This is a genomic window from Mycobacterium sp. JS623 (assembly GCF_000328565.1).
Lineage (GTDB): Bacteria > Actinomycetota > Actinomycetes > Mycobacteriales > Mycobacteriaceae > Mycobacterium.
Window position 1 is genome coordinate 6346378 of the sequence record NC_019966.1, and the last position, 17519, is coordinate 6363896.

At 66.0% G+C, this 17519-nt stretch carries 14 protein-coding genes; 3 read left to right on the forward strand and 11 right to left on the reverse strand.

Features of this window, described 5'->3' with window-relative positions; all coding sequences use genetic code 11:
* The 9 genes from MYCSM_RS30875 to MYCSM_RS30915 all read right to left on the reverse strand — a co-directional run bounded on the left by MYCSM_RS30875 (position 1) and on the right by MYCSM_RS30915 (position 10064).
* Positions 1–411, reverse strand: coding sequence for a cupin domain-containing protein (locus MYCSM_RS30875; RefSeq protein WP_015310121.1), 411 nt, complete (start codon positions 409–411; stop codon positions 1–3).
* A 15-nt stretch (positions 412–426) separates the two neighbouring features.
* Entirely contained in the window at positions 427–1017 is a 591-nt protein-coding gene (locus tag MYCSM_RS30880) for a sigma-70 family RNA polymerase sigma factor (protein ID WP_015310122.1), read from the reverse strand.
* 136 nt (positions 1018–1153) lie between these two features.
* Positions 1154–1819: a nitroreductase family protein gene (locus tag MYCSM_RS30885; protein ID WP_015310123.1), complete on the reverse strand. Its 666-nt coding sequence runs from the start codon at positions 1817–1819 to the stop codon at positions 1154–1156.
* A 118-nt stretch (positions 1820–1937) separates the two neighbouring features.
* Positions 1938–4721 (reverse strand): ATP-binding protein, encoded by a 2784-nt coding sequence (locus tag MYCSM_RS30890; protein WP_015310124.1) that lies wholly within the window; start codon positions 4719–4721, stop codon positions 1938–1940.
* Between the two features lie 105 nt (positions 4722–4826).
* Positions 4827–5582: an SDR family oxidoreductase gene (locus MYCSM_RS30895; RefSeq protein ID WP_015310125.1), complete on the reverse strand. Its 756-nt coding sequence runs from the start codon at positions 5580–5582 to the stop codon at positions 4827–4829.
* Between the two features lie 93 nt (positions 5583–5675).
* Complete coding sequence (locus tag MYCSM_RS30900) at positions 5676–6719, reverse strand: methyltransferase (protein ID WP_015310126.1); 1044 nt, start codon at positions 6717–6719, stop codon at positions 5676–5678.
* Positions 6720–7550: 831 nt separating this feature from the next.
* Positions 7551–8723, reverse strand: a complete 1173-nt coding sequence (locus tag MYCSM_RS30905; RefSeq protein WP_015310128.1) for an RNA polymerase sigma factor — start codon at positions 8721–8723, stop codon at positions 7551–7553.
* Between the two features lie 3 nt (positions 8724–8726).
* Entirely contained in the window at positions 8727–9140 is a 414-nt protein-coding gene (locus MYCSM_RS30910) for a YciI family protein (protein ID WP_015310129.1), read from the reverse strand.
* Between the two features lie 93 nt (positions 9141–9233).
* Positions 9234–10064 (reverse strand): LLM class F420-dependent oxidoreductase, encoded by an 831-nt coding sequence (locus tag MYCSM_RS30915; RefSeq protein ID WP_015310130.1) that lies wholly within the window; start codon positions 10062–10064, stop codon positions 9234–9236.
* 127 nt (positions 10065–10191) lie between these two features.
* Between MYCSM_RS30915 and MYCSM_RS30920 the strand changes: the two genes are divergently transcribed.
* Positions 10192–11382, forward strand: coding sequence for a metallophosphoesterase (locus MYCSM_RS30920; protein ID WP_015310131.1), 1191 nt, complete (start codon positions 10192–10194; stop codon positions 11380–11382).
* Between the two features lie 80 nt (positions 11383–11462).
* Positions 11463–13790, forward strand: coding sequence for a Tex family protein (locus MYCSM_RS30925; RefSeq protein WP_015310132.1), 2328 nt, complete (start codon positions 11463–11465; stop codon positions 13788–13790).
* Between the two features lie 105 nt (positions 13791–13895).
* Here MYCSM_RS30925 and MYCSM_RS30930 read toward each other — a convergent pair whose 3' ends face one another.
* Positions 13896–14888 carry a glycoside hydrolase family 6 protein gene (locus MYCSM_RS30930; protein WP_015310133.1) on the reverse strand — a complete coding sequence of 331 codons (993 nt, stop codon included), beginning with the start codon at positions 14886–14888 and terminating at the stop codon, positions 13896–13898.
* A gap of 54 nt (positions 14889–14942) precedes the next feature.
* On the reverse strand, positions 14943–16286 hold the full coding sequence (locus tag MYCSM_RS30935; protein WP_015310134.1) for a S1C family serine protease: 1344 nt from the start codon (positions 16284–16286) through the stop codon (positions 14943–14945).
* A gap of 180 nt (positions 16287–16466) precedes the next feature.
* Here MYCSM_RS30935 and MYCSM_RS30940 point away from each other — a divergent pair, with 180 nt between their 5' ends.
* The gene (locus MYCSM_RS30940) at positions 16467–17489 is read left to right on the forward strand and encodes a fused (3R)-hydroxyacyl-ACP dehydratase subunits HadA/HadB (RefSeq protein WP_015310135.1); all 1023 of its coding nucleotides are present in this window, start codon (positions 16467–16469) and stop codon (positions 17487–17489) included.
* Positions 17490–17519: the final 30 nt, after the last annotated feature.

The following is a 17519-nucleotide window of genomic DNA, read 5'->3' on the forward strand; positions in this document are numbered from 1 at the left end:
CTAGTCGGCGGTTGCCCGCAGGTGCTTGCGCGCTTCGAGCTCCTCGTCGTCGACGAGGGTGAGCATGGGCTGGCCGGGTACGCAGAGCATCGTCACGACGAAGCGGCTCTTCATGTCGTCGCGGTTGTTGGCGTCGGAGTAGTGGATGACGTCACCACCAGGCTCCCAAAACGCCTCGCCGGGGCGGACAACTCGCGGCGGTTGGCCTTCGAGTTCGAACAGCATCTCCCCTTCCAGCATGTAGCCGAAGGCGGGCCCGCCGGGATGCCGGTGTGGCGGGGCACCGGCACTGCCCGGCGGGTATTCGATGACGACGGTCATGGCATGGGCGCCTTCGGGAATGGCAGGCGGCTGCACCTCCTGCACAACCGTCAACGCGTTCTCCCATTCGGCGTCGTAGGTCTTCGACATCAGTTGGTTCCTCCGTTACGCGGCGTGTTGGTGGGCGACGTGGGCCAGTGCGACACGCAGCCGCTGTCTGCCTCGGGCTGCCCGTGACATCACGGTTCCGTGCGGGATACCGAGGATCTTGGCGGTCTCCGCGTAGGTGTAGCCCTGGATGTCCGCGAGGTACACAACGGTGCGGAAGCCTTCCGGCAGAGCCTTCATCGCCGCTGTGATCTCGTTGTGCGGCAACGCATCAAGCACCTCGGCCTCGGCTGACCGATGCTGGCCCGGCTGGAGCCGGGCGGCGCTGTCGGCGAGATCCCGTTCGGTGAGGCCGTCGACCGGAACTTCGGCCGGGCGGCACTGCTTGGCGCGGTATGCGCTGACCCAGCGGTTGTAGAGAATCCGGAACAGCCACGCCTTCAGATTGCTGCCCTCCTTGAAGGTGCCGAACCCCGCGTACGCGTGCAGCAGTGCGTCTTGCAGCAGGTCCTCGGCGTCGGTGCCGCTGCGGGCCAGCCGCCGCGCCCCGCGCGCAAGGACGTCCAAGAACGGCTCGACCTCGTCGGCGAAGCGCGCGGCAATATCTGGGTCCCGGGCCGGTGTGCTGCGCACGGGCGTCCTAGTCATGATCAATCTCCTCGCTGCATGGTCTTTGCGCTGGTGAGCCCGTATCAGGGCCGTCCGGATCAGACTCGCGCTTCCGGAGGTGAAGCGAACCCTTGGTTGTCCGTAGTCCGTGGTCCGTAGTCGACCCACTGATGCGCTAACCCTCGATGAAGGTGACCGTCTCATCCAGCGGTGCGCGCTCGTTGCGGACGAAACCGACCGTGGTGTCTTCGAATCCGATCGACATGCCGCAGAACAGCATGAGCTCTTTCGGCGGCGACACGATCTCGGCGACGGTCTCGCGCACCTGCGACCACGCCATCTGCGGGCAGCTGTGTAGCCCCTCGGCGCGTAGCAAGAGCATCACGGTCTGCAGATACATCCCGAGATCCGACCATTGCGGCAGGCCAAGGTCGCGGTCGATGTAGCAGAACAGGGCAGCGGGTGCGCCGAAACAGTCCCAGTTCGCAATGGCAGCCCTGGTACGCGCTTCCCAGTCCTCACGCTCGATGCCGAGTGCGCTGTAGCGATCCCTGCCAAACGCGGACCGGCGCTCGCCGTACGGGGGCTTCATCACCGGCGGGTACATCACATACTCCCGCTCATCCCACGGGTCGCCGGCAGCCACGCGCTCGGTGGCAAGCTTCTTGAGTTGCGCCAGCGGCGTACCGGTCACCACATAGATGTTCCACGGCTGGACGTTTGAACCAGACGGCGCGTTGCCCGCGGCGGTCAACACGCGCTCGAGTACCTCCCTGGAAAGCGGCTCGTCGGTGAATCCGCGTACTGCCCGTCGGCTCATCACTGCTTCGTATACATCCATGCCTTCAGCGTGAACATCCCAGGCGGCATGCGAACCCTTGGAAGTCCGTGGTTCGGCGAAGTGGGATGACGTCACATTGATCACGCCGTGCTGGCCGTCGGATCAGGAGGGCCCGCGGTTAGCTCGCCCAGGAGATGGTGCGCAGCTGCCTGCGCGAGGTGATGCCGAGTTTCACGAAGACCTTCCGAAGATGCCATTCCACGGTGTGGGTGCTGATGAACAGCTGCGCACCGATCTCCTGATTCGTCAGGCCGTCGCCTGCCAGCCGCGCGATCTGCGCCTCCTGAGCAGTCAGCTGTTCGCCAGACTTGGTCGGCTGCTTGCGCACCTTCTCCCCGGTCGCGGCCAGTTCGCGTCGGGCTCTTTCCGCAAAACCTTCGGCGCCGAACTTGGCGAACATCTGGTATGCGGTGTTGAGCTGTTGGCGGGCGTCGACCCTGCGCTTCACCCGCCGCAGCCACTCGCCGTAGCACAGTCGGACACGCGCCCCGTGAAGCGCGACGTTGGCCCGCTCGAGCCGTTGCACTGCCTCGGCGAACAGATTCTCTGTGGTCTCGTCGTCGGCGACCATCGCCCGGGCTGCCGCCAAGATACCCAGCCCCCAGTCCGTGCCGCTGGCGCCTGCCCGTTGTTCGAGAAGCAGCAAGGCAGGCGCCGCAGATCCGTTGTCGCCTAGGTGCACTGAAGCTTCAATGAGTTCGTAGAGGCACCAGCCGTAAAACCCGAGATCTTCGTACTCGCAGCACTCACGCGCGGCTTGCAGAGCCTCGTCGTAGCGACCGAGGCCGTTGAACAGGATCGCCGAAATGAACATGGCGAGACCGACAAGGCGCCCTTCCCCCTTCGCAGCGCCCTCGGCTTTGGCCGACGCGATGAGACCTTCCGCATCGCTCGGAACGCCGCGCCACGCGGCCAGGTTCATCGCGTGGTACTTCCTCGGTGCGAGGCCGATCCACGTTGCGATCGCGTCTACCTCTTCGAGAACCCGTTCCGCCGAGGTGAATTCGCCCATATACACATGAGCTCCGGCGCGATAGGCAAGCGCCGGCGGCAACGCGGCAAGCGCGCCCACTTCGCGGGCGCGTCGGACGGTCTCGGTCGCGATGCGCTGCAACACCGCGTCGTCCCACAGTTCGTGGGCGGCCGATTCCTGCGCGACGGGAAACGGCCAGCTGCGGCCATTGTCGTCGCTCGACTCCTCGTGGGCGTTCCAAAGTTCCAGTGCGGCACGGAGATCGTCGGCTCCCGCCCCGGGGCCGTCGATGATTCGATTTGTCAGCCCGCTCAACAGAAAGTCGACCGGGCGACGTATCTGCGTCAGCCGGTCGATCGCGGCACGACCTGCCGTCGCCACCTCCGCCAGCAGATTCGGCTCACCAAGTCTGCCCGCATACATCGCAGCGGCGAGCGCTTCGAGATGCGTATCCCGAGCCAAGGCGTCGTCACACCCATCCAGTTGTTTTGCAGCACTGAGTAATTGCGTGGCGGCTTCGCTCGTCTTGACGGCACCCGGCGCTCCGGCGCGGCTACGCACGAATTCGATCTGGGCACGCATCCGAGCGATCTGGGCTCGTTGCAACTTCGACAGCGGGGTGAGCTCGGCAATCGCGAGCAGCTCGTATGCCGCTTCGGGCGCCGCCGCCTCACGTTTGGCATGGGCGGCGGCGATGGCCCTCGCCCCGCGGATGGCTGGGTCTGACGTGAGTGCCGTCGCACGTTCCAGGAAGGCGGCGGCCGCGGCCACTCCACCCCTGCTCTGCGCCCGGCCTGCCGAAGCCTCCAGGTCCGCGGCGACCGCTTCGTCTGGCCCCGTTGCGGCGTTGGCGGCGTGCCACGCCCGACGGTCGGGGTCCGACTGCGGATCGGTGGCGTCGGCCAACGCCCGATGAATGGCCCTGCGGTCGGTGAGATCGGCGGCCCGGTAGGCGGCCGACCGCAGCAGCGGGTGGTGAAATCGCATGCGGGGTCCGAATTCGATGACGCCGTCGGCTTCGGCCGGCGCCAACGCGTCGACCGCGATGCCCAGTTTCGCCGCCGCCCGCAGGAACAGCGCGGCATCGCCGACCGGTTCGGCGGCGGCGAGAAGCAGCAGCCGCTGGGTCTCGACGGGTAGGGATTTGATGCGGTTGACGAAGCCGTCTTCGATTGCCGCTGTAGACGACCGCTTGCCTGAAATCCAAAAGCCGCCGGCAAGCTCCGTCGCGGAGACGCTTCGCGGTACCTCGATGATAGCGAGCGGAATGCCGCGGGTCTCGGCGACGATGCGGTCGCGCACACGCGGGTCGAGCGCCCCGACCATCACCGACTCCAACAGTTCCCGCGCGTCGCCGTCGGACAGACCCTTGATCGCGAGTTCCGGCAGACCCCGCAGAGCTTCGGCGTTGCGCTCGCGGGCGGCGAACACCATCGCGACACGCTCGGCCAACAGCCGCCTCGCCACGAATGCCAGCGTCTGTACCGACACTTCGTCGAGCCATTGGGCGTCATCGACGATGCAGAGCAGGGGTTGGTCGTTGGCGGCCACGGCGATCAGGCTCAGCACCGCCAGGCCAACCAGGAACCGATCCGGGGTGGCGCCGACTCCGCGACCAAACGCGACGTTGAGGGCCTCCCGCTGTGGTTCAGGAAGTTCACCAAGGTGATTCAGCAGCGGTGCACACAGCTGCTGCAGGCCGGCGAACGCGAGTTCCATGTCGGACTGCACACCCACCACTTGGATGCAGCGGACCCCGGTCGCCAGCCCTGAAACGTAGTCAAGCAACGCGGTCTTGCCGATCCCCGCCTCGCCGCGGAGCACCAGCACTCCGCTGGTGCCCGATTGGACAGCGGAGATCAGCCCCCTAAGCGTCTCGCATTCGCTATTGCGACCGCGAAGACGTGCCCCCCGACCTTCGCTCGACATAGGGCTCCACCGCGTCTGTTTGCAGTGGAGACCTTACCGCTGGCCGGGCTGTGAACTGGCTCTCGGCCAAGCTCGCTAGCCCGGCAGGAAACCGCGGCGGCTGCGCTACGCCTTGGCAGCGGTTTCGAGCAGCCAGTCCTCGAACCTCGTGTCGAACAGCGTCGCGCCCTCGCCGGGGCACAGGGTGCGCTCGTCGATATCGATGCCCCAGTACTGCGCCTTCGGATCAGCGACGACCTCGCGAGTGTCGCCGTGGGCGGTCAATGCAGTCCTGATGAGGTCGGGCAACAGGAACGCCTGCGGCCCACCGATTTCCGTGAGGCCGTTCACCGGACCGTTGACTGCAGCGATCGCGAGCCCTTGGGCAACGTCGGCAGCGGCCATCGGCTGGAAATAAGCTGCTGGCATCCGCACCACGCCGTCGGCGGTCGCGGAGTCGGCGAGGGTGTCGATGAACTCGAAGAACTGCGTCGCGTGCACAAGGGTGTACGGGATCGGCCCCTCGGCGATCAGGTTCTCCTGCAGAAGCTTCGCCTGGAAATACCCGCTCTGCGGGGCAAGCGCAGCGGTGCCCACCACCGACAGCGCGATGTGGTGGCCGACGCCGGCGTCCTTCTCCGCAGTGAGCAAATTCGTGGTCGCGGTGCGGAAGAACTCGATGGCCGAGTCGTCGAGCTGCGGTGAATTCGACACGTCGACCACCACCGAGGCGCCCGCGAGAACCTCGGCCAGACCCTCGCCCGTCAGCGTGTTGACTCCTGTCGAAGGCGCGGCGGCGACGGCTTCGTGGCCGTGTTGGTCCAGCGCGTGCACCAGCTTCGAGCCGATCAGGCCCGTTCCTCCGATGACGACGATCTTCATGATGGCCCTTCCGTTGTCTCCTGACAGCTTCCTGACCGCCAGAACGGGCGGGCGACCGCGAAGTCATCCCGATGTCGATCTTTTCGGCTAGGGCTACTTGATGCCGACGACCATCGAGTCAGGACCGACCAGCTGCTCGACATAGCTCTTGCTGAAGCCGACGTCGGCCATCCAGCCACGGCAATCGGCACCCGTGTAGTCGAAGCCGCCGGGAGTCTCGATCAGCATGTTGAGGCTCATCAGCAGACCGAATGCGTTGTGGCGCCGCTCGTCATCGATGAGGCCTTCGAAGACGATCAACGCCCCCTCCCTGGGCAGTGCGTCGTAGGCCTTCTGCAGGAGCAGACGCTTCTGGTCCATATCCCAGTCGTGCAGGATGTGGCCCATGATGAGGACGTCGGCGTTCGGCAAAGGGTCGGCGAAGAAGTCGCCGGGCGTGAATCGCAGGCGGCTACTCAAATCATGTTGTGCAACATAGGAATTGAAGATCGGCTCGACGGGTGGCAGGTCGTAGCCGCCGCCCGTCAAGTGCTCGTGGGCCGTCGCGATGGCGACCGGGACGGCGCCTTGTGCGCACCCGATATCGGTCACGCTGCCGTAGTCGCGCCACGGAAACTTGGCGGCGATGGCGTAGCCCGCCGCGAGACTCAGACCCGACATCGCAGCGGTGAATACGGCCAGCTTCTCCGGGTCGGCGTACAGGGTTGCGAAGAAGTCGCCGCCCGTCTTCACCTCGTTCTGCGGTTGGCCGGTTTTCAGTCCCTCGATCAGCGAGTCCCAGAAGCCGTAGAGGCGGACACTCGACATTTCCATGATGCCGCCCACGTATGTGGGCTTTGCCGGATCGAGGAAGAGATCGGTGTGCGGAGTGTTTTGGTACCGGCCGTCGGTGCGTTCGAGCATCCCGAGAGCGACGAGCGCGTCGAAGAAGTCCCGTGCACTGCGCGGATGCAGGCCGAGTCGCTCGCGGAGTTGCTCCGCGTCCAGCGGCCCAGCCTCGCTGAGCACGCCGAAGAGTTTCAGCTCGACGGCACTCAACAGGGTCCTGGAAGCCCAGTAGCCGAAGCCCAGCTGCATGATGCCGTCGGGTGTCAAGGCCTCGGAATCTGGCGTAGACAGCACAGTTGGTTTGCTCATTTGATATCCCCCCGCCGAAAGATCACTAAGAGGTGAATTTACCGGCGCTAGTGACGTTTGCGGTGCGATTCGCTCCCTTCAGCAGCTGAGTGCGGGCAACTCATCGGCGCGGACGACGCTGGGGAAGACGGGGGCGAACGAACTGCGATCATCGTCGCGCCCAGGAGCGCGCCGCAATTGACCTGGCGTCAACGTATTCCCCTCTCGCACAGCAACTTCCAAGTCTTTCATGCCTGGCAGTGCTTTCGAGTGCAAATTGTCTGTTGGGATCGGTAGCGGTCGCGCCGTCTTGTACTTGGGGTAATGGCGCACGATCCGGGGCGTCACCGGAACCAAGCGAGAGAACCCCCATGCTCACCAACCGCCTCGTGGCAACGATTGCCGGCACAGTGCTCGCCGCCGGAACGCTCACAGCTGCGCTCGTCGGCCTCGCCAACTGATCGCAGCGTTCAACGCGAAGAAGGTGTTCGCGACGCCACAGCAGAACGAGGCGATGATCGTCGCGTCGATGACGGCCTATTGCCCGCAATACCGCAACTAGTGGCTCGTTGAATTGTGTTGCCAACCCACTCGCAATGCTGAGAAGTTGGCGACGTGAGGACGTGCGCTGTAGCGCTAACGTTAGCTTGGTGTCGACTTTGAACGTCACGCCAGCGGACCTCGTCGCTTTCGCCGACGGGCATCGCGATGTCGCGGCCCGACGGTAATCTTCCCGAGTATCCCTCCGACATCGCGAAGTCGCACCGGTACACGACGCCGACAGAATCGACGGCCACAGAGTCGAAATCCGGGGGGCCGCACAACGAAGAGCCCCGCCGGTATGCCGATCCGCTATGAGTTGTCTTCGCCCGGTAAGCGCTGACGAAGCGTGGCCGCGCGAAACGTGAGGTGGTTGCGCTCGGCGACGTTCTGCGCCTGTGCGGCGGCCTGCACGTAAAGCTCTGCCGCCGTGGCGATGTCGCCGGCCCGCTCATGCAAGTACGCGGCCGACGCGGTATACCGCGGAAGCGTCGGCTCGAGCTCGCCGAGTGCGGCGAGCCCCGCCTGCGGTCCATCCGCTTCACCGACTGCGACGGCGCGATTGAGCCGCACCACCGGGCTGTCGGTGAGCCGGATGAGCTCGTCGTACCACTCGACGATCTGCACCCAGTCGGTCTCCTCAGCGGTCTGCGCGTCTGCGTGCAGCGCCGCGATCGCCGCTTGCGCCTGGTACTCCCCGAGCCGATCGCGGGCTAGCGCCGCCTGGAGTACGGCCACTCCCTCCGCGATGAGTTCGCGCCGCCAGAGGCTGCGGTCTTGATCTTCCAGCACCACCAGACTGCCGTCGTCGCGAGTCCGGGCGTCTCGCCTCGCATGGTGAAGCAGAAATAATGCGAGAAGCCCGGCGACCTCCTCGTCGCGCGTCGTCGCGGCCAGCTGTCGCGCCAGCCGAATCGCCTCCTCAGCGAGATCGACGTCGCCGCTGTACCCCTCGTTGAACACCAGGTACAGCACCTTCAGCACCGTGCGCAAATCTCCCGGCTGATCCAGCCGGATGTCGCCGACGATCCGTTTGGCCCGGCTAATCCGTTGCGCCATAGTCGCTTCCGGCACAAGGTATGCCTGCGCAATCTGGCGTGTGGTGAGGCCACCAACAGCGCGCAAAGTCAGCGCGACGGCCGATGCGGGGGTGAGGTTCGGATGCGCGCACAAAAAGTAGAGCTGCAGTGTGTCGTCGACGGACTCCGCCGGGCCGGGCGGCGGCTCGTCAGTCACCCGAAGCTCACGGTCGCGCCGCGCGCTGTCGGATCTCGCAAGATCGACGAAACGCCGCCACGCCGTGGTGATCAACCAGCCCTTGGGATCGTCCGGCCGTTGATTCGGCCATGTCTCAACAGCTTTGAGCAGGGCCTCCTGCACAGCATCCTCGGCGGTCGCGAAGTCGGCCCCGCGGTGGACGAGGGCTGCCAACACGCCGGGGATCAGGCCCCGCAGCTGGGCCTCGTCCACCGCATCGGCGGCCATCACTCAGTGACACTCAGTGACGGTCGGGGAAGCGGTCAGGAACGGTCGGACTTCGAGCCACTCGTGGATCGGCTTGCCGCCTGCGCCGGGCGCCGCAGACAATTCGCCGGCCAACTCGACAGCCCGCTCGTACGAGTCGACGTCGACGATCATCCAACCAGCGATGAGGTCCTTGGTCTCCGCGAACGGTCCATCGGTGACGGGCGGCTTGCCCTCGCCGTCGTAACGGACCCACGCGCCCTCAGGGGCCAGGGCCTGGCCGTCGACGTACTCGCCGCTGGCTTGCAGCTTGGCCGCGAAGTCGTTCATGTACTTGATGTGCGCCTCCACCTCCGCGGGTGCCCACTGGTCCATCGGCACGTCATTGACCGCCGCAGGCGCGCCACGGTAGTGCTTGAGAAACAGGAACTTGGCCATGACGTTCTCCCTTCAGATTCGCGACCCTAGTTGGTCGCTCACCCCTGGGACGGAGCCGTCACCCGGTTCTCGACATCAACCCCCCAACAATTTTCAGCCGCGATATTGCGCGACTTGTTCGGCGTACTCGTCGAGGAGTCGAAGCGATTCGTCGTGCGGCTTGGTCGGCAGCAGCAGGTTCGCCTGGCCGTATCCGAGATCCTCGAGTCCGCGCCAGTACTCCGGATCGATCGGCGTGCCGAATGTCGTCAAAGGGACATCGTGGCCAGCGCCCTCGCGAAGTTGATCGATGCGGCGCTTGAGGTGATCGATCGGGAACGGGTTGGAGATCCAGCCCGCCTCGTGGCGGATCACCCGCTTGACGGTGGCATCGGAGTCGCCGCCGATAACGATGGGCGGATGTGGCTTCTGGACCGGCTTGGGTCGCATGTATGACGACTCGAAATCAACGTATTTGCCGTGGTATTCGGCGGGTTCGGTCGTCCACAGCGCCTTGATGGCCTCGATGCGTTCGTCGAGTAGCGCCCCGCGTGTCTTCGAATCGGTACCGTGATTACGCATCTCCTCCAGGTTCCAGCCCGCGCCCACCCCGAAGATGAACCGGCCATTGGAGATCAGATCGATGCTGGCAGCCTCCTTCGCCGTGATGATCGGATCACGCTGGATGAGCAATGCGATGCCGGTGATCAGTTCGATGCGTGAGGTGACGGCGGCCGCGGCCGCCAGCGTGACGAACGGGTCCAGCGTCCGGTAGTAGATCGACGGCAGCTCGCCACCGAGCGGATACGCAGACTCCCGGCTGGCTGGGATGTGCGTGTGCTCGGCGATCGTGAGCGCGTCGAAACCTCGCTCCTCTATCGCCTGCGCCAGCGAAACCGTGTCGATGCTGTCGTCATTGACGAACGTGGAAATCCCGAATTTCATCTGCATCCTTTTCTGCCGTTTCCCCGCTGACGCAACGCGCGCCCACTCCACGCTAATCCCGGCCCGCACGAGCGCTTCCGTACCGTCGTCAGTGACCCTGCAACCACACGCTGAAGACCGAGGCCCGATGACAGACAACCCTGCCGAAGTAGTGGAGTCGGCCGGACCGCGACGGCGGTCCCGGCGGAGGTGGCGCCGCATAGCGGTCGTGCTCGCCGTCGTGCTGCTGTTGTTCGGGGTGCCCTGGTGGACGCTGGCGGCAGGAGGGACGGCCTGGCCAACGAGCGTCGTCGTGACCGGCACGCTGCTCTTCGCCGCGAGCGCGGCCGCGATGCCGGTGTTGATGGTGCTCGGGCATGGCCACAGGCATCTCGACTGGGCTGCTGCCCTCGGGGATGCGCTGCTCGGCGCGGCCTGGGTGCTGTTCGCCTGGTCGGTGCTCGGCCAGCTGCTGGGCCTGGTGCTGCTCGTTGCCGGCGTCGAGGATCCGGCGCGGTCGCGGGTTGTCGCCGGCGCGGTGGTGACTGTGGCGGCGGTGCTCCTCGTCTGGGGTTATGCCGAAGCGATGCGCGTTCCGCGCGTCAAGAACGTCGATGTCGCGATCGACGGCCTCGGGCGCGGGTTGGACGGCCTGCGCATCGCCGTCATCACCGACACGCACTTCGGACCCATCAATCGCGCCAAGTGGTCGACGGCCGTGGTGGCACGTGTCAACGAACTCGTCGCCGATGTGGTGTGCCACGTCGGCGACATCGCGGACGGCAGGGTCACCATTCGCGAACGGCAAGCCAGCCCCCTCGCATCGGTGAAGGCAGTGTCGGCTCGGGCCTACGTCACCGGCAACCACGAGTACTTCAGCGAGGCGCAGGGGTGGCTCGACTACATGGAAAGCATCGGATGGTCCGCGCTGCACAACCGGCACGTCATCGTCGAACGCGGCGGTGACCGGCTGGTGCTCGCCGGTGTGGACGACGCGACCGCCACTGCGTCCAGCGCCCGCGGACACGGCGCGGACCTTCATGCCGCCCTCGCCGGAACCGATCGGGCGCTGCCGGTCGTGCTCCTCGCCCACCAACCCAAGCAGGTCACCCACGCCGTGAGCGCAGGTGTCGACTTACAGATCTCAGGTCATACCCACGGCGGCCAGATCTGGCCGTTCCACCTTCTGGTTCGGCTGGAGCAGCCCGTGGTGCGCGGACTCAGCCGACACGGCGATCGGACCCAGCTGTACACCAGCCGCGGCACCGGATTCTGGGGCCCGCCGTTTCGGGTGTTCGCGCCCAGCGAGATCACCCTGTTGACGCTTCGCAGCCCATAACTCGCGCGGTCGCGCCTCATCGGCGCCAGAACAGGTGTGCGTCACGCCGCTCGCGCAGAGCCGATCTGTAGAGTCTTCGCGTGCCTGCCAGCTCACCCGCAAAGTCTGTAAATGCCCGTCTCGCTGCGGAATTGACCGTCGAGGAAGCGCAGGTCGCCGCCGCTGTGCGACTGCTCGACGAGGGCGCGACCGTGCCATTCATCGCCCGGTACCGAAAAGAGGTGACCGGCAGTCTCGATGACGGCCAGCTGCGCATCCTCGAGGAGCGTCTGCAGTATCTGCGTGAGCTCGATGACCGTCGGGCCGCGGTGCTGGCCTCCATCGACGAGCAGGGCAAGCTCACCGACGAGTTGAGGGCCGCCCTGATGGTGGCCGACACCAAGTCGCGGGTCGAGGACATCTACCTGCCCTACAAACCGAAGCGACGGACCAAGGCGCAGATTGCCCGCGAGGCGGGGCTCGCGCCGTTGGCCGACCGGCTACTGGCCGACCCCACACTGGTGCCGGAGAAGGTGGCTGCGGAGTTTCTGTGCGACAACGTTGCCGACGCTGCTGCAGCACTGGACGGCGCGCGACACATTCTCGCCGAGCGGGCGGCCGAAGACGCCGAGCTCGTCGGTGCCATCCGGGAAAGGTTCTGGGCAGGCGGCTCGCTGCGCACGGAGCCGTGGTCGGCCGATGCGGCGAAAAGCCCTGCAGCACAGAAGTTTCGCGACTACTTCGAATTCAGTCAATCACTGGAGAGCATGCCGTCCCACCGTGTGCTTGCGGTCATGCGAGGCGAGAAGGAAGAGGCGCTCGCGCTCACCTTCGACGGTGGTGATGAAGCGATCTATCACGCCATGATCGCCAAAACGCTGGGTATCGACATGTCATCGAAGGCCGCGTCGACGCCATGGCTGGCCGCCACCGTCGAGTGGGCATGGCGCACGAAGCTGATGATCTCGGGCCGCGTCGACGCCCGCCTGCGGCTGCGGCGCCGCGCCGAGGAAGAGGCCGTGGCGGTGTTCGCCAAGAACCTCAAGGACCTCCTGCTCGCGGCGCCAGCAGGCAACCGCACGACGCTCGGCCTGGATCCCGGCTTCAGGACCGGAGTCAAGGTCGCGGTCGTCGACGGCACCGGCAAGGTCGTCGACACGTGCGCGATCTACCCGCATCAGCCCCAGAAACAATGGGACACGGCCAAGGCAACTTTGGCGGCGCTGGTCGCGCGTCACGGCGTCGAGCTCATCGCCGTCGGCAACGGCACCGCGTCGCGCGAAACCGACGCCCTGGCAACCGAACTCATCGCCGATATCCGGGCCGCGGGCGGCAAGGCACCCGCGAAGGCGATGGTGAGCGAGGCCGGTGCGTCGGTGTATTCGGCGTCAGCGTATGCGGCGCACGAGCTGCCGACGCTCGACGTGACGCTGCGTGGGGCGGTGTCGATTGCGCGGCGGCTGCAGGATCCGCTGGCCGAATTGGTGAAGATCGACCCGAAGTCGATCGGCGTTGGGCAGTACCAACACGACATCACGCCTGGGACGCTGGCGCGCAGCCTGGACGCCGTCGTCGAGGATGCGGTGAACGCGGTGGGTGTCGACCTGAATACGGCGTCCGTTCCCTTGCTGGCGCGGGTGTCCGGGGTATCCGAATCCCTAGCCGAGGCGATCGTCTCGCACCGTGACACGACGGGACCGTTCGCCAACCGCAAGGCTCTGCTGAAAGTTCCTCGCCTGGGCCCCAAGGCTTTTGAGCAGTGCGCTGGTTTCCTGCGGATCCGCGGCGGAGACGACCCGATCGATGCGTCGGGCGTGCATCCGGAGGCGTATCCGGTGGTCCGTCGAATCCTGGACCGCTCGGGGGTGACGCTCGCCGAGCTGATCGGCAACGAGCGATCGTTGCGGTCCCTTGAGCCGGCCGACTTCGCCGACGACCGATTCGGCGTCCCCACGGTGACCGACATCCTCGCCGAACTGGAGAAGCCCGGACGCGATCCGCGACCCGCGTTCTCCACGGCCACGTTCGCCGCCGGTGTGGAGAAGGTCGCCGACCTGACGGTGGGCATGGTGCTGGAAGGCGTCGTCACCAACGTCGCGGCGTTCGGCGCGTTCGTCGACGTCGGTGTGCATCAGGACGGCCTGGTACACGTTTCGGCGATGGCAGACCGCTTCGTGTCCGACCCGCACGAGGTGGTCCGCTCCGGTCAGGTGGTGCGCGTCAAGGTGGTGGACGTTGATGTCGAGCGTCAGCGGATCGGGCTGAGCCTGCGGCTCAACGACACGCCGCAACAGAATCGCGGCAAACAGACCGATCAGGGACACGCGAAGCGGCCAAACCCGAATCGTGGCAAGCAGCCTCGTCAGAAGGCGTCGGACGCAGGGGGATCGATGGCGGATGCCCTGCGTAAGGCGGGCTTCGGCAATTAGGCGCCGCTCGTAGTTTCAATCAACTCGCGGGTGCGCCAGACGTCGCCGGTTTCCGCATCGAAGAAGTACGTCCGCTCATCCGGCAGCGCAAGCCCAATTCGCGCCCTAGTGGCCCGCGTTGCGGGCCAAATTGACGGCGAATTCAGTGACGAAGTTGCCCGCCGGGGGATCACCGCGGTTGCAGGAGCCGTCGGATTCACCGGGGCGTTTGATCCACAGGTAGGCGTCGGCGTGCGCGCCAGCGGTAGCCGTGGTTGGCGGAGTACCCAGTGCCCGTCCGCTTGGGTTGCACCAGTCGAGCGGGGAGTCAGGCGCTGGCCCTGCGCCGTTGCGCGATGTGTCGACCACGTAGTGCGACCCATTCGTCAGCCCCGAAATCGCTTCGCCATAACCGATTTCGTCTTCGGTGGTGAAGAAGTTAGCGGTGTTGAGGCTGAAACCCCGAGCCTGCGCGATACCAGCCTGGTTGAGCCGGGCGGCCATCTCGTCGGCACTGTGCCAGCGCAGGTGGCCGGCGTCGATGTAGACGGCCGCGGCCGGATTGCGAGTCAGGGTTTCAACGGCGTAGCGAATCAAGTCGTAGCGTTCCTGGCGCTGATCAGCCGACAGGCAGTCGGCCATGGCGAGGGCATCGGGTTCGACGACGATCGCCGCGGGCGACCCGCCTATGTCGGCGGCGATACCGTCGATCCAGCCTTTGTAGTCCGCAGCCGTCGCGAACCCTCCCGCAGCGAAACTGCCGCAATCACGGTGCGGGATGCCATAGAGCGCGAACACCGGCATGGCACCGGCCGCCTGCGCGTCACCGACGTACTTCGCCACCGTCGCTGCCGACGAGCCCTGCACGAGCCAGTACGCCTGGGGTGTGTTGGCGATCGCGGTCAGCTCGGGGCTCGGCGGGTCGGCTTTCTGCGCGGCGCGCATGGCCGTCGAGGTCGGGTTGACGTAGAAGGACGCCCCGGCCAACGGGTTTCCCTCGTCGGCGGCCAACCGCACCGCCGGGGCGGGCGTCGGGTCGGCCGCGACGGCCAGGCCAGCGATGGCCACCACGGTCAGGAGGGGAGCGATCCAGCGCGCGACGGCGCCGGCAGCTGACATCACCTCGGAAAAATTAGTGGTTCAACGCGTCGAGCGCCAATCCTGCGCCGTTTGTCACGCCTTGCCGAGGGTGACTTGGGTCGTTTGGGTCGCACCGGATTCGTCGACGTAACTCAACGAAACGGTGTCGCCGGGCGCTTTCGATCGAACCGCGGCCACCAGAGCTTCCGGACCGTCGATCACCTCATTGTCGAGCTTGGTGATCACCGCGCCACGTGGAATGCCCGCAGTCGCCGCGGGACCGCCATCGACGACCTCACCAACGGCCGCTCCGCCACCCTTCACCCCGTCGCTGCTGAGCTGCACGCCGAGGGAGCCGTGGCTGGCGGTGCCGGTGGAAACGAGCTCGTCGGCGATGCGTTTGGCCTGATCGGCCGGAATCGCAAAGCCCAGCCCGATCGATCCGCTCTGGCCGCCGCCGGCGCCACCGTCGCCGCCCATGCTCGCGATCGCGGAGTTCACCCCGATCAGCTCGCCGTTCATGTTCACCAGTGCGCCGCCGGAATTGCCAGGATTGATTGCCGCGTCGGTCTGGATGGCATCGATCACGGAGACGTTGCCCCCGCCACCGTCACCTGCGGCGACCGGCCGATTCAGCGCGCTGACGATGCCGTTGGTCACGGTGCCCTGCAGACCCAGGGGTGAGCCGATCGCCACCACCTGCTCACCGACCTTCACATCCTTGGACGACCCCATTGCGATCGGCGTCAATCCGGAAACCCCTTGCGCGCGCACAACCGCAAGATCCCCGCTGGGGTCGGTGCCCACGACTGTGAACGGCGCCGTCTGGCCATTGGCGAAAGTCACGGTCTTGGTGATCCCACCACCGCCGGTGGAGTCGGATAGGGCGCGCCCGGCTCCCTGATCATTGCCGGCAGCGGGAGCGACGACGTGGTTGTTGGTCAGGATGAGGCCGTCGGCAGTCAACACGATGCCGGATCCGGTGTCGCCTTGGCCGCCCGTGTCGATCTGGAGCTTGACGACACTGGGCATCACTTTGGCCGCGACCTGTTCGACCGAGCCGGCGGGCGCCTTGGCTGCGGGCTGGGGCGACAGCGGCGCTTGAGCGATGGGCGGTTTGGTGGCCGGCTTGTCGTGGGCTAGCGAAACAGCGCCCACGGTGGCGGCACCGAGTCCACCACCAACCACCGCGGCGACCGCAGCTCCGGCGATGACGGCGCCGCGACGAGAACCCTTCGGCCGAATCGTGGGTATCGGCGCTGTAATCGCTTGGTGTGCAGCGTGATACGGGCCAGTCGGCGACTGGGTGTAGCGATAGTCGTAGCGCAGATGCGACGGAATGTAGGCGTAGGAATCCGGGTTGGCTTCTCCCGCAGGTTGACTCGGATGCGGCTGAGTGCCGGGCTGATCCGTGGGATACCGCGGAGGGTTGGTCATGTTGTTTCGTTCCTTCTGAATCGTGAGTCAGCCCAGTGGCTTAAGCACAAGGTGCCGACGATTGCTGAGACAGAACTGAGAGGCTGCTCAGGGAAGCCCGAGACTTTGCTCCGGGTGCCCGCGCGTTAGTGTGCTTTGGTCGGCCTCAGCGAACAAGTCGATAGAAGAGTTGAGCAATTCATGACTGCACCAGCAGAGTCGTCTCCGCTTGAAGCGCGGGTGGGCCACTACTACCAGATGGACGGCACCTACCTGGTGGGCCGCGAGAAGTTGCGTGAATACGCCCGTGCAGTGCAGGACTACCACCCCGCGCATTGGGACGTCGCCGCTGCCGCTGAGCTGGGCTACTCGGACGTCATCGCGCCGCTGACATTCACCTCGGCGCCCGGTATGCAGTGCAACCGCCGGATGTTCGAACAGATTGTGGTCGGTTACGACACCTACCTGCAGACCGAGGAAGTCTTCGAGCAGCACCGCCCGATCGTCGCCGGCGACGAGCTGACCATCGACGTGGAACTGTCGTCGGTCCGCAGGACCGCAGGCAGAGACTTCATCACCGTCACCAACACTTTCACCGATGCCGCCGGCGAGCGGGTGCACACACTGCACACCACCGTCGTCGGCGTCACCGCCGAGGACATCGACGCGGGGGTCAAGACGGCCGTGCAGAACGCGATGATGCACGACATGAACATCCTGGACGTCGGCAAGGCCGCCTATGAGAGGGCGGTACGCCCGGAGGGTGATATTCGGATCTCCGACGGAGGCCTGGCCCGCACGCCTGGGACTCCGAACTTCGACGACGTGAAGGTCGGCGACGCGTTGCCGGTCCATCACACCCGACTGTCGCGGGGCGACCTGGTGAACTATGCCGGGGTGGCAGGCGACGCCAACCCGATTCACTGGGACGAGGGCATTGCCAAACTGGCGGGGCTGCCCGACGTGATCGCCCACGGGATGCTCACCATGGGGCTGGGCGCCGGATACGCCTCCGCGTGGTTGGGTGACCCCGGTGCGGTTACCCGCTACACGGTGCGGTTGTCGGCGCCCGCGATCGTCTCGGCCGAGGGCACCGACATCGAGTTCAGCGGCCGGATCAAGTCGCTGGACCCGGCGACCCGCGGGGGTGTCGTCATCGTCTCTGCGAAGTCCGCCGGCAAGAAGATCTTCGGCATGGCGACGCTCGAGGTCCGGTTTCGCTGAGGGGCCACCGCCGGGGCTGGGCGCCCCGTC

Coding starts and splice junctions, on each gene's coding strand:
- MYCSM_RS30930 (WP_015310133.1), bottom strand. CDS start 14,888: ATGTCAGCTGCCGGCGCCGTCGCGCGCTGGATCGCTCCCCTCCTGACC.
- MYCSM_RS30915 (WP_015310130.1), bottom strand. CDS start 10,064: ATGAAATTCGGGATTTCCACGTTCGTCAATGACGACAGCATCGACACG.
- MYCSM_RS30935 (WP_015310134.1), bottom strand. CDS start 16,286: ATGACCAACCCTCCGCGGTATCCCACGGATCAGCCCGGCACTCAGCCG.
- MYCSM_RS30900 (WP_015310126.1), bottom strand. CDS start 6,719: ATGAGCAAACCAACTGTGCTGTCTACGCCAGATTCCGAGGCCTTGACA.
- MYCSM_RS30895 (WP_015310125.1), bottom strand. CDS start 5,582: ATGAAGATCGTCGTCATCGGAGGAACGGGCCTGATCGGCTCGAAGCTG.
- MYCSM_RS30910 (WP_015310129.1), bottom strand. CDS start 9,140: ATGGCCAAGTTCCTGTTTCTCAAGCACTACCGTGGCGCGCCTGCGGCG.
- MYCSM_RS30905 (WP_015310128.1), bottom strand. CDS start 8,723: ATGGCCGCCGATGCGGTGGACGAGGCCCAGCTGCGGGGCCTGATCCCC.
- MYCSM_RS30875 (WP_015310121.1), bottom strand. CDS start 411: ATGTCGAAGACCTACGACGCCGAATGGGAGAACGCGTTGACGGTTGTG.
- MYCSM_RS30920 (WP_015310131.1), top strand. CDS start 10,192: ATGACAGACAACCCTGCCGAAGTAGTGGAGTCGGCCGGACCGCGACGG.
- MYCSM_RS30885 (WP_015310123.1), bottom strand. CDS start 1,819: ATGGATGTATACGAAGCAGTGATGAGCCGACGGGCAGTACGCGGATTC.
- MYCSM_RS30940 (WP_015310135.1), top strand. CDS start 16,467: ATGACTGCACCAGCAGAGTCGTCTCCGCTTGAAGCGCGGGTGGGCCAC.
- MYCSM_RS30890 (WP_015310124.1), bottom strand. CDS start 4,721: ATGTCGAGCGAAGGTCGGGGGGCACGTCTTCGCGGTCGCAATAGCGAA.
- MYCSM_RS30880 (WP_015310122.1), bottom strand. CDS start 1,017: ATGACTAGGACGCCCGTGCGCAGCACACCGGCCCGGGACCCAGATATT.